Here is a 13,038-nt window from a genome sequence, read left to right as displayed (position 1 = left end):
GTGCCTCCTGAGTTAGGAGTTTCTTTAAAAACCCTTATTAGAGCTTCTCAACTAAATATTAAGAGCATTTTCGACAAGCCACTATCAAGATGGTGTCTTGCGACAGACTAGTATACTTGCATCAAACCAAACGGAACTCGAAACCCACCGCCAAAGGTACTTTCTGGCTAGTGATAGATTATAGATTTTGTAACTACCTGCAAAAACAAACTCTCCAATAAACTCTCTAAATTGATATTAGACCCATATTGCTCATATCAGAGAGAGGGGTTTGAACCCTTTTTTGGAAAAACTCCGCAACCAATGCCGAAATCCCGAAATTATTTGTAAACAGAACGGGAATTGCTACAAAGAAGTACAGATTAGCTAATGTCAACATCTCTGAGCAAAATCTACCACTACCGCGTTCATCGTCCATATTCACATGATGCTCCCCGATGATTTGAATTTTCTTGTTCACATTTACATCCCTAAAAAAGAAGAACAGGAAAAAAGAAACTAGATGAAAAAATTTAACATCATTACTAGTTAAATCTTGTGCAAGTTAAATTGACCAAAGAAATCCCCAGGTGACAAGCCTGGGGAGGATGCAAACCATGAAAGCATAACGATTTGTACTGATTTAGTATCGTACAGTACCAGACTGGTCGTTAATCGAAAAGAGGAGTTTTAGCTTTCTGATTGCTTTTTGGTGCAATAACCTATTAACAGCTACGATACTGCTCACAAAATCAATATGGTTGCCAAAATGCCAAATTAGGCGACCGAAACATCAGACCAGAAATCTTATAAAATGTGGGTAATGACCCCCTATACCCGATACCTCTACTGTCAGTTACAGTAAATATGCAACGGTCTTATTTCAAATCCAACAAGCCGTTTTCTTTCAACTTAGGATGAAAGCGAATTTGTGTTTGTAAACCACGTAATTCTAAAATTGCTATGATTTCAGCCTCTACCCTACGTGCCACATTTTTAATGATTTTAGTTTGCGCTATTTCATCATTCGCAGGATTGTTATAATTTGCCTGTTCTTCAGGCGTCATGGTTGCTTTCGCATCTATCGGTTGCGTCCACTTGTCTTTTTTCTCTTGATTTCCAGTAGGAACAGTGCCATTTTCAGCAATCCAAGTTTGCTCTATCTTTTCTAAAATCGTACGATTAGGACGTTCAATTGTTTCAGCTTTCACCCAATAACAATTTTGTGGTTGACGTACTAAGTGCTGCTTTAAGCTGAGATAAACATCACGGGAATATCCAACAAATTGCAACACTTTTTCTTGATCAAAAATTGCGTAGACTCCAATTTTACCTTGCAATTGTTCAGGTAATTGACCGTCATCGTCAATATATGGAATGTACTCGATATTGGCTAAAGAAGGAATATTTATTTCTGTTGTCATAAAGAAAGTTCAAAACGGTTATTAGTTAGGTTTAGTAGTCATGCTTGCTGACAAAACTCATAAGTAATAATAACTTTTCTAGAAATTGCATAAACGTATTTGATGTGCAATGATTTGTTAAGAACTGAAAAAAGATGGAGTATTGAAGACATTCTACTCCCTTCTTGCCACAAAATTACTTAAAAGCGACAACGGTGAGACAGGGCTCACCAGATACCTAGTAGGTCGGGAGAGCCTCCTGGGCGTACTGGCTCCTCGGCAGGCGACTGCCGCTCTTCCGTCAGGCGAAGGCAGGCATACCCGGAGGGTGGGTGAAATCGGAAGCCTACACTGTACAGAAAGTATGCAGTGTAGGCACTTCACAATAACCTGTTCTACAACACTTGCAAAAGCTGTTTAATTTTAGTACCTTGGCGTTGCTTGAATTCTGTCGGAAAATTTAAATCAATGACAATCCTGTCATCTATCTCTTCTTTCACCACAGAAATTTCAGCAACCAACTTACTAGGTGAGGGGTTCCCCTCCTCTCGACTCAAGAGCAAACCAACAAGTGGTTTGAGATTTCGCATCTTGTGCAAGTCCTCTTGTCCAAGCAGTCTATTACCTGATTTGGATTTTTTACTCCGCATTTCCAGCCGTAAACCTGTTACCCCTAGTTCTGTGGCAATTCCAGGGAAGAAATGACCATCCCAGTAAAGTTCACTAACGGCACTCACCCGTTTGCGTACCTGGTTACGGATGATGGGTTTGAGATCCCGAAAAGAGCGAGTCAGACTAGTAGCAAGGAAGCCAAGGGAACTGATTGGTTGGTCTACAGACTCCCGCTTTTGGGAATACCACTCTCGCACATCAGAATACAAAATCAGGATTAAATTATCCATTTGGGCACGGCTAGGACTGACAAAGTCAATTGCCAAAAGCGTCTTTTCATCACTTACAGGAGAAACTCGCACAACCCGCGCGGTGAGGGAGACGCGAGCAGTAAAATCTCCCATGATCTCAACATCAACTTCATCTGGTAAATTAGGCCAAGATTCTAAAGAAATCAACGCTCCTGTTTCTGAGATATTGACTGTTTCGCCCCTAAATGTGTAGTTACCACTAGTAATAACGACATTAAGGCGTCGCTGCAAACGGTGAGAAGCACGCACTTGGGGCTGTTCAAAGCCAACCAGCAATGCTGCGATCAGCAGAATCAAATTAAAACCTGACCACAAGGTATTGACTAAAACTGCTTGCCAATCCTCTGGACGAAGTAGCAACCAGTAGGGAACAGCAAACAAGGAAGCGCTAACAAACACAGTGACCACTATCAAACCACGCATTGACTGCCAGTCAAAAGTACGTTTGCTAATATTCACTCCTTTGTCAGTCACGTTAAATGAACCAAGTTTGGGGTTGATCAGCGCCAACATCGTCACCCACCCCGCTTGGAAAGCCATAACAAATTCAAAAATTTCGTTCCAAAAAGAAAAACGGACGTTTTTGTAAATGATATGGTTGGTGAATAAAGCCAGAAGAATGTGTGGTACGGCGTATGCCAGAGTTTCCAAACCTAGACCTCGGATGGGATTGATACCAAACAATAAGAACAAGGTGGGAACAACTGCATACACCAGTCGAGGATACCCATACAAGAAGTGCGAAGTTGCACTGAAATAACAAATCCGTTGAGGAATCGTTAATTTCAGCCAGGGATTAAACAGAGGGTTTTCCAGTCGCAGAATCTGCGCCATACCCCTAGCCCAGCGCACTTGTTGACCGACATAGGAAGAGAACGTATCTGGCGCTAACCCAGCGACCATGATTTTGTCGTAATAAACAGACTTGTAACCGCGAGAGTGCAACCGTAGTGCTGTGTGACAATCCTCTGTCACAGTTTCAACCGCAATTCCCCCAACTTCCAAGGCGTGGGACTTGCGAATTATAGCTGCTGAACCGCAGAAAAAGGCAGCATTCCAAAAATCATTGCCTTTTTGCAGCACTTTATAAAACAGTTCATTACCTACGGGGATGCTACCACGAGTGAGCAAATTGCGCTCAAAGGGGTCGGGATTATAGAACCAGTGGGGAGTTTGGACAAACGATACCTTTGGATCATAGAAAAAGCCTACTGCATTCAGCAGAAATTGACGCGAGGGGATATGGTCGCAGTCTAAAATCAAAACTAAGTCACCATCAGTTTTGTTAAAGGCATTGTTGATATTACCCGCCTTAGCATGCTTGTTGTTGTCCCGCGTCATGTGGATACAACCAATTTCTTCACACATTAGCCGTATCTGTTCTCGTCTTGCCCGGAACTTCTCTCGGCGCGGGTCGTTTTCTTGGTACCTTTCTGGACGACCATCATCTAAGACATAAATCATTTTTTTACCAGGGGCATAATCGCAAGTGATTGCTGATAAAGCAGTCTTGCGAACAATTTCAACATCTTCGTTGAAGGTGGGAATGTAAATATCGACATTGAACCATTCTTCTTGAGGAATGTTGGAAAGGTCAACCGCCTGACGCTCTTTGATTTTTAGAGTTTGAAAATAAGCCAGCACCAAGGTGAGAACAGCGTACAGTTCAGCAGCGTACAGAAATAAGCAAACAATGCTGTTAAGCAAGCCATCAAAGTTAAGAGTGTAACTTGTGCGATAAAACAAATAACGCAGCGTTGTTACCAAACTCAGCCACACCATAAATAAGTGATAATACTGGCTAGTTTCCGCAGAAGACTCTTGATCCTCGGCTCGCATGATCAATTGACCAAGTATTACCAAAAACAAGCCAATGACTGCTTGCTGCCAGATTCGTAGGGGGGCAATAATGAGTGGAACTGAAAGAACCAGAAGCAGCAAAACAAGCCACTTAAACTGTTTGGCACCGACATTTTCTAAAGCGCGGTCAAAAAATCGGGGCGTGAGATCAATGAGCCATCGACTTAAGTTGAAACGCCCTCTGGGAGGGGAATTTGATGAAGAAGACATTTTTCAGTTTTGGATTTTAGATTTTCAAATTGGGATTTGAACCGCAGATAAATGCAGAGAATTATTTGTTATATCCGCGTGCATCGGCGGTGACAATTAATTTCTATCAGCACCAGCAAGGCGCTTGAGATACAACTGAACAATTCCATAAAGTAAAAGCGAGACACCTACAATACCGATAGGTAGCAGGAGCCAATTTTCTTGCAGCAAGCGCGATGTCTTACTTAGTAAATTGGTATTTTCTACACGAGTTTTGGAGGGAGCACTACGGATAAACTCTAGTTGATAATCGCCTGGATCGTAGGGAGATGGATTGTTATTATCGCTACCAACTAGCACTGTATCCTGTTTTAATTGGAAGAACAATGGATCTTGCTCAACGACTTGCCGCACTCGGTCTAAACCGGTTTCTGTCTGAGCTGTTAAAGCCAAAATGACGTGCTCGTTACTCCACGGGGAAACAATTTGCTTAATCAAGCCTTGTGAATCCTGTGGAGTTTGAATCGTACCTTGAGCTAATACGCGAGAGAATCCTTGACTCAAGTTAAAGCCAGTGGATCTAAAGACTTCCGGAAAAGGAAATTTATCCCGCGTACCAATTCCCACAAGATGGTCATTCTTGCGAACTGAGTCAGGAATTGATTCTGGCGTATAAACCTGGAATTTGATAGACTCTGCTTGACTCAGCCGTCCCAAACGCTCGCTCAATGCGAGCAAGGTGAGTATATCTGTATTAGATGGGTTTTGTGGCAAGACGATCGCCGTTCTAGATAAATCCTGAGGTGCAGCAAACGGAAAACCAAATTGCAACAACTTTAAATCTGGAAGTTGTACAGAGGTTTCCCGTTTTAAATCGAAGCTTGTATCAGCATGAAGTGTACCTATTAACTGTTGATCTGCCGCGCTCAGACATTTTTGCTTGTCAAATGGTTCTTTGGGATTCATCCGGAAGAACACTTGGAGTTGAGCACTGGAGTGCAACAAGCTTGCTGGTAAATCAACACTCAAGGTTTGGCGGGTTTCTCCAGAATCTGAACTCAGACGTGCACCACCAATATATCTACCGTCGAGTAACACTTCAAGCGCAGAGGTTCTTGTGTTCAGCTGTGGACCATAGCTGTAAACTAGGTTCATGGTACTGCCACGCAAAAATCTATCATCCGGTAAAGTGCGGAAATCAATTGTAATAGGTGGTGCTGCTGAACCATGTACACTCACATCACCAAAACCTTCATTATTGAGTGGAGTTCTCAGGTCGCTAAGTCTAAAACTATTTTCTTCTGGAGTATAACGAGGCCATTGTCGAGGTTCAGGTGTTGTCGCTTCTTTAACTTTATTGACAAAAATGATTGAACCTGTTCCCGTTTTTCGCAAGTCTGGCTGCACCAAAAACTGTACTGCGTTTGCCACACCCTTTGGTCCGTTACCAGTCGCAATTAAGACAGGTGTACCATCTTTTTCTTTTGTCGTCGCTGCGATCAGCACTCCTGTATCTTCTGGTACAGGCTTTTGATTGATATCGAGAATTTCAGTACCAGCTATAGAAAGAGGTAATTTCAAAGAGGTTAAAGCTGGCTGCTCACTCGGAGTCCCAATGATCACTAACCGCTGTTCAGGTTTTACACTCTTTATATCAGATACCAAGCTCGTCTTTATGGGGCGAAAATCTGCAAATCTACCAAATGCCGCTTGCAAACGAGCGGTTGTTGTCAACCAATATTGATTGACCTGACTTGGTTGGACGTAAACAATATTGTTAGTTTCTAAGCCGAGTTGATCAAAGAAAGGATAGGGATAGCGGCTAAAGTTGAGAGGAATTGGCTGCCTTTTGAAACCGAAAATTAATTTGGAATCTGGCAGAATATCCGTCCACAAATTAGGATCATGAGGGTCAGTACATTGTTGTGATGTATTTTGCTGAGCAACAAACTTGATTTCGTTGTAGTCCTGAAGCAGCTTAGGATCAATATTATTGATCAGCACCTGACCGACTTGGGACTGTTTACGGTTGAGCGATATGCTGCCTACGGCAGTGTCATTGATAAATACCGTTAGGTTAGAACGGTTGGCATACAGTGATGGTGAGTGCTGGAACTTAATTAAAGCTTGAAGCTTTCCGATTTTCCAGCCACGAGGACGGTTAAAGCCAAGGCGACCTTCCGGATTCAGTCCTCGTAAGCGTAGACGGTTGCCAACAATCGGACTGCGGTTAAATTCCAGGTTGTACGTTATTAAATTCTTTGCATCATCAGCCTCTTTTTTCTTTTCGCTTGTGTCTTCTTTTTCTTCTTCGTCTAGGCTATCGACTTTGGGTTTTTTTGCTTGAGCCAGCAAAATAGTTTGCTTTTTGTCAAAAGACTTTTGCCGCTGAGAAATTTCACTAACTTGTTGTGAATTATCGTCTAGTAAACCTTCTTCGCTACGAGCTTGAGCGTTTGTTAATGAAGTAGGAAACAGTAACAAGCAAAAAGTAAAAATAATTGCTTTTGTGCTGATTTTGGAAGGATGAAACAACGGCTTCATATGACGGTGTCACTTCAGGGATAGTAGGATTTTTTTTGGTTTTGTGGTTTGCTCTTGGAGATGTACCAACTGAAAACTTGTTATTTATTGAACTCAAAAGGGAACACTATAAAAAAGAACACTATAAAAGGGAACACTATTTTTGATAAGAAAATTAATCAAGAAAAATCTTTTGCTACTTCTTGAGTAGTTGCTGGGGAACTACAGAAGGAGACAACAGACCTAACCAAGCCAAATTCTGTGTATAGTAAGCGGATTTATCATCCCAAATGCCTTGTTTGTATTGAAGTAGCACTTTTTTCTCAAGTAACTCCTTCGCTAGTTGTGGTTCTACGAACTGCCAAGCGGCGTAAAGCATCGCGTATTGTGCTGTCGCTTCATAATCCACCAATCCTTTGCCTTGTAGATCGATGCGTGCTGGTAAACGCGATCGCACACGCCACTGCTGTTGGAGATACTTACTATTTGTCTGGAGATAACGTCGCGCTTGGGGTGAATTGAACCATGCCACATCCAGCGACAAGCGCCACCAAATTCGATAAGCATCAAAGCCATACAAACTCTGAAGTTGGCTTGTCTGTGGTAAAAGTTGGTATTTTCCTGTTTTGGTATCTTGAGCCACCCAATCACTCGGCAACCCGACAGCAGAAAGTGGTGCTGATTTTTCTAGAACTTCGTAACTTGTATTGACCAAACTCAACCAATCATGTTCTGGATCGACTTGGGCAAATAGCCGAAAAGCATAGGGAGCGAAGTAAGAGGGGTTGAGATAAAGGGTAGAAGCATTCGGAACAAATGCTGGTGCAGGACCAGGCAGCAAATAGAGTTTACCTTGGTGTCCTACTACAATGGAAAGATTCCACAAATCTTGCAGTTTTGCTTTTGCTAAATTAAGGTATTCAGGACGATTCCAACGCCTGGAGGCAAGAATCAAAGCGGTAATCGCATCAATATCGCCATCAGTGGCAAAGTTACCATCGATCGCACCCCACTTTCCATCTGCATTTCGTCCCCATTGCCAAGCCCACAAGTTGTCTGTCCGTTTGCCATTCGTTTGTCGTTGGAGGTTATTTTCTCCCCAGTTCAAGGTAGTAGCAAAAGTGGCAGGATCATCAATCAGGACTGCTCGTAGCATGGCATATGCCTGACCTTCACTTGTAGAGCGATCGCCCGCTTCATAATCGATAACTCTACCATCACCCTGAATAAATCTCCGGCGATAGACTTCCCAGCTTTGAGCCAGTAAGTCCCGGTTAGGAATGGATTTCGGTAAAGCCGCGACATACTTAGAGCTACTTTCGCTTTCCCTACCATTCAATGGCAGAGCTGTTTCTAGCGGAGTCCTGTCATCCGATACTTTCGTCTTTATCACTGAGTAACCTAAGTTACAGGAGTTGAGAACAATCATGCTAACAATAACTGTCAATTTCACTGAGTGCCGCATTCTTTAATAGAGAACAAAGGAAGTGAGAAAGTGAGAGAGGGAGAGAGAAAGAGGGAGAGAGGGAGAGAGTGAGGAACAATTTCATACCCTCCCTCCTACCTACCTTCCCTCCTTCCTTCCTCATTTCCCTCTGCGCTCATAGTTCTCCCAAGAGGGTTGAAAGCCACGTCGTTGCAAGAAATCTTCTTGTATTTGCTGCCTTTGACGAGAAACTTCAGCATCGCTTGCGCCTTGGGAAATTTGTTCTACTTCGAGTTGCTCAAGCTGTGTCAGCGCTGTTAAGGGCTGATCAGCAATAGCACTTAAGCCAGCAAGGGCGCGACGTGCATCCTTATCTTGTGGCTTCTGTGCTACAACTTGAGAGTAAATTTGCCGTGCTGACTCAAAGCGCCGCTGTTCAAAACGAATTCCTCCTAAAGCAGCAAGGGCATCTATATTATCTGGTTGCTGTGCCAAGATATTTTCGTACGCTTTGCCAGCCAAATCCAAATCACCAATCGCTCGCCCCAAATCTCCCTGCAACTGATACGTGTTCGCATCTTTAGGGAGACGAGCAATCAACTGTTTCACCCGTGCTTGCGCTTCAGTGGGATTGCGTTTTGCGATAACTTGTACCAGACGCAGTTGCACTGGCAAGTAACTTGGATCAACTTGAGCTAAATAATTATAGAGAGGTTCACGCTGTGGTTGAGCCGGCAATGTTCCTACTAAACTAAAAAGTTCTGGAGGTGCATTCGTCGCAGGTTGTGTAGCTAACCAATTATTGAGGACAGCATTCGCCTCCTGCTCAGAAATCTTCTTGGCTTGATAGGCGATACTGGTTCGTCCCAACTGAGTTGTCAAATTTTGTGGTTGACGGATTATCAATTGGTCATAAGCTGCCAAAGCTTCATCAAACCGTTTTTGTTGTATTCGTACGCCTGCCAATCCACGTAAAGCTCCATCAGTAATATCATCACCTCCTGACTTAGTTGTCAATACAGCTTGGAAACGTTGAGCACTGGCTTCTAAGTTGCCCTCCCGTCGCTCGATTTCAGCTGCTAGCAATTGGGGTGCAAGGCTTTTGGCTCCTTCTGGGGTTGCTGTATAAGCTGCCAAAGCTTGTCTTGCGTTACTTGTGTCATTCTGTTGTAGATAAATCTGAGCGATGCGGAAATTTAAAAATGGTACGTTTACCCTTGGTGAAAGAGTTTGGTATAAAGGCAACAATTCTGGATCAGGGGCATCAACGTCTGATAGAGCAAGAGCGATCTGTTGCAATTGCGCCGGATTTGAGGGTAGGGGGTTAACTTCAGCGACCAGACGCCTTTTTAAGTCACTTTTGCCAAGTTGTCCCAATTTATTCTCTAGGACTAACTGTCGCACCACCAAACTTTTATCATTTGGGAACTGTGGAGCCACTTGGCGATAAAGTTGTAGTGCTGTTTGCTCTCCTTGAGGTAAGCCGGTGAAAACATCAGCGGTTTCTCGCAACAAGGCGGGCGAGGGGTTGGGAGAGTTGGCGATCGCCTGACGGTACAAAGTTGCAACTTGCTGTGCTATAGCAGGGTTATTGCTTGAGGAGCGAATCTCATTGAGAGAACGTGCTAAAGGTAAAATCGCCTCTGGTCTATTTTGTATTGGCTCCAATACCGCAAATGCTTGCTGTGACTGTTGATTGGCAACATACGCCTTGGCAAGTTCAGAACGCGTTTCAATCGCTAATTTGTCGAGAGTTTTGGAACGCTGTAACTGTCCTTGCAAAACTTGTACTGCTGCTTTTGGATTGCCAGTTTCTCGCAAGGTACTAGCGTAGGCTACCGCAGCAAATCCAGTGATCGGTTTGCCAGCCACTCGATAGCGGTTGAACAACTCCAAAGCTTTTTGGTAATTGCGGCTATAACTGTAAGCTTGAGCAGCACCAAGGATAGTTTCTGAGGTAGGATTCTTTTCCAAGACTATTTGATAATCTGCCAGCGACTCGTTGACCTTTCCTTGGTAGCTGTACAACAAGGCGCGGTAAGAACGGGCTTGTACATCGTTGGGATTGGCATTTAACAAAGTATTGAGAGCTTCAATTCCTCGTACTTGCCACTCTGGGCGATAAGTGCCCATGATACCAACAATTTTGAGTGCACTTTGGTTGTTCGGGTCTTGCGCTAGCACCTGTTGATAAGCATTCCAAGCTTCAGTAATACGTCCAGCGCGGTTATAAGAGATTGCTAACCCGATCTTGGCTTGTGAAGATTGCGGATTTTGCTTTATAGCTTGCCCAAAAGCTTTGATGGCATCATTAACCCACCCTTTTTTAAGCAGATTGTAACCTCGTTGCACTGCTGACGAGGACTTTTGCGCTTGAGCAGGAGCAATGTTGTTTAACAATGGAACATTGAAGACATAGCTCAAAACAGAAAATGAAGCAGTGATCACGATCAAACCAGAAAGACTTTTTGTTCTGATGTCTTGGACACTCGTTCCCACATTTGAGCAGGGATTAGTTTTGCGTTTGTGTTTTTGACTCATTGAGACCTTCTCCTTGGAGTCACATCAAATTCTGTACGCACCCTGACACCGAGTACTGTATCCTCAAAACCATCTCGTCCTTGAAGTGTAAAACCTAACCGCAGATTAGGAAGCAATTGAAAATCGTAGAAAAGCTCTAACACGTCTGGATAATCTCCGCCACGGCGTAAGCTGTCGTTTGATAAAGCACGTCCGTAAGCCAAACCCAAACGGTCATCTGGGGTAAACAAATCCAAAAAGCTGAGTCCAAATGAGTAAGTATCTGCCCCTTTGCCCAAATCACGGTTTTCGTAACGCCCGTAACGTCCAAAAAGACCTAGTTTCAAGTTGGGTACAAAAACTTCAGTATTCAAACCGTATGCTTCTTCGCGGTCATTTTTTTGAGGTCCAAAGCTTGTGCGTTCTATATTTCTGGCAATCCCAAAGCTTTCAGGGAAAGTATCACGAATACCAGCATCGCGATCGGTGGAATAAGTCCCGCGAATAATCGCATTACCGTAACGGACTGCTACTTCTCCAGCAAATCCATCCAAAGCAAAGTCACTTATTTTATTTGACGACGAGAAAACTGCTGCTTTGGCTTCGATATTATCAGTCACACTCCAGTTCACAAGTAACCCTGTGCGAGAAGCAATTCCGGTTGCTGACAACGCCGGGTTTGTCTGGAAAATCGGATTAAAGAATTGACTTGCCCCATCTTTAGCAAAGCTGTTCCGGTCAAAATAAGACGTCAAATCTAACTGCCCCAAGACGAAACGCAGATTGGGCGCTCCTCCTACGGAAGTGGCAAGATAAAGCTCGTTGATGTTCAAGCCTTCTCCACGGGAGTCAACAAGAAGGTTTTCTCCAGTCACCAAATCCAAAGTAGCCCCAACCAATAGTTGAGGGGTGATTGGATACACTCCTGAGAGTCGCCCCCGTGCTGCAGAATCACCTCCTTGAGTTATGTAAACTCCTTGAACCTGTAAAGAAGGTTCCTGCAAAGCTGTACTTCTTAGTAAGGGGCGACTTCTATCCACTGGTTGTGGAGTATTTGGTGTTGCTGATGGCGGTGTTAGCGATGGCGGTGTTGCTGATGGCGGTATTATCGATGGCGGTGTTGGAACTGTGGGAGTTGTCTGCGCTTGCGTTTGTGGCGGTGGTACCGTTTGGGCAACTGGTAACGAGGAGACAACTTGACAGTTCAGGTACTGATTGGTTGATGTAGAAATCCCTGATGGAGGTGTTGCGACTTGGCAGTTTAAGAGTTGATTGAAGGTAGACGCAGGAGTATTAGGAACCGCTGACTGTGTTGTCGCTTGGCAGTTTAAGAGTTGATTAAAGGTAGGTGCACCGGTACCTGAAACTGTTGGTGACGATACGACTTGGCAGTTGAGAAGTTGGTTGGAAGTTTGTGTTGTAGGAGTCGTTGGAACTGATGACTGTGTTATCGCTTGAGGATTAAGGAGTTGAGGAGTTAGACTAGGAGTATACGGTGTTGTTGTTTGAGAGTTAATGGGTTGATTGAACGTAGGTGTCGGAGTACCTGGAAGTGGTGGTAAAGGAGCTTGTTGTGGTTGAGAGTTGAGTAGTACCTGGTTGAAAGTGGGTACCGATGGTGCCGATGGTGCCGATGGTGCAGTGAACTCTTGTGTAACTGTTGTACCAAAGGGTGGTGGGAGTGGCGCTACTTGGATGTTTGGTTGTCCTAGACTGGTAGCTCCAGAAATTTGACGAATTTGTTCTTGGGCATTTTGTGCCACCACATTCTTGAGAGGTGGAACTGACTTCGCTGGTGCTTTTGGGACTTTTGCAGGCTTTTGCTGTTGGATAAAGCCACTCTCCAACTGTTTAATGTCATCTGTAGGTGTCTTTACACTTTCAGACGAAGGTTTTCCTCTTGATGCAACAGCTACGTCCGTTGCTTGGCTTGATATCCCAGGTGGTGGAGGCACTGTCTGGGGCTTTAATTTTTGTCGTTTGCTAGATACAGGTGGTTTGGGTACTTGTAATACTTCCCCAAACTGGACATTGCTCGACTGTTGATTGTGTGGATTTTGTTGAGCCAAACACGCATCTTTCACTGCCATTATCCAAAAAATGGAGATTGAGGCACTCAGAAGCAGAAAATAAGCCCTATTCCACTGTTTTGGTCGAGTACATTTATGACAATCCAATACTGTGGGTCTCATTGGTCTAGCTGATAAACAACTAA

General features: G+C 43.9%; 7 protein-coding genes. All 7 read right to left on the bottom strand.

Annotated features, from left to right (window positions below; genetic code table 11):
• Positions 1-226: 226 nt before the first annotated feature.
• The gene (locus AC5JM2_RS17605; protein WP_495836143.1) at positions 227-460 is read right to left on the bottom strand and encodes a hypothetical protein; all 234 of its coding nucleotides are present in this window, start codon (positions 458-460) and stop codon (positions 227-229) included.
• A 397-nt stretch (positions 461-857) separates the two neighbouring features.
• Positions 858-1,403 carry a GIY-YIG nuclease family protein gene (locus AC5JM2_RS17600; protein WP_495836142.1) on the bottom strand — a complete coding sequence of 182 codons (546 nt, stop codon included), beginning with the start codon at positions 1,401-1,403 and terminating at the stop codon, positions 858-860.
• A gap of 374 nt (positions 1,404-1,777) precedes the next feature.
• Complete coding sequence (locus AC5JM2_RS17595) at positions 1,778-4,375, bottom strand: glycosyltransferase family 2 protein (RefSeq protein WP_495836141.1); 2,598 nt, start codon at positions 4,373-4,375, stop codon at positions 1,778-1,780.
• A gap of 96 nt (positions 4,376-4,471) precedes the next feature.
• Entirely contained in the window at positions 4,472-6,898 is a 2,427-nt protein-coding gene (locus tag AC5JM2_RS17590) for a cellulose biosynthesis cyclic di-GMP-binding regulatory protein BcsB (protein ID WP_495836140.1), read from the bottom strand.
• 175 nt (positions 6,899-7,073) lie between these two features.
• On the bottom strand, positions 7,074-8,342 hold the full coding sequence (locus tag AC5JM2_RS17585; RefSeq protein WP_495836139.1) for a family 8 glycosyl hydrolase: 1,269 nt from the start codon (positions 8,340-8,342) through the stop codon (positions 7,074-7,076).
• Between the two features lie 120 nt (positions 8,343-8,462).
• Entirely contained in the window at positions 8,463-10,844 is a 2,382-nt protein-coding gene (locus AC5JM2_RS17580; RefSeq protein WP_495836138.1) for a tetratricopeptide repeat protein, read from the bottom strand.
• On the bottom strand, positions 10,841-12,913 hold the full coding sequence (locus AC5JM2_RS17575; RefSeq protein WP_495836137.1) for a carbohydrate porin: 2,073 nt from the start codon (positions 12,911-12,913) through the stop codon (positions 10,841-10,843). The genes AC5JM2_RS17580 and AC5JM2_RS17575 overlap by 4 nt, the downstream gene beginning before the upstream one ends.
• Positions 12,914-13,038: the final 125 nt, after the last annotated feature.

The organism is Brasilonema angustatum (assembly GCF_059505445.1).
Note: the sequence above shows the minus strand (reverse complement) of the source record. Positions and strands in the feature narration are given on the sequence as shown.

Bases quoted from the DNA above. Each gene is read 5' to 3' on its own strand.
- AC5JM2_RS17595 (WP_495836141.1), bottom strand. From the start codon at position 4,375: ATGTCTTCTTCATCAAATTCCCCTCCCAGAGGGCGTTTCAACTTAAGT.
- AC5JM2_RS17600 (WP_495836142.1), bottom strand. From the start codon at position 1,403: ATGACAACAGAAATAAATATTCCTTCTTTAGCCAATATCGAGTACATT.
- AC5JM2_RS17590 (WP_495836140.1), bottom strand. From the start codon at position 6,898: ATGAAGCCGTTGTTTCATCCTTCCAAAATCAGCACAAAAGCAATTATT.
- AC5JM2_RS17585 (WP_495836139.1), bottom strand. From the start codon at position 8,342: ATGCGGCACTCAGTGAAATTGACAGTTATTGTTAGCATGATTGTTCTC.
- AC5JM2_RS17580 (WP_495836138.1), bottom strand. From the start codon at position 10,844: ATGAGTCAAAAACACAAACGCAAAACTAATCCCTGCTCAAATGTGGGA.
- AC5JM2_RS17575 (WP_495836137.1), bottom strand. From the start codon at position 12,913: ATGGCAGTGAAAGATGCGTGTTTGGCTCAACAAAATCCACACAATCAA.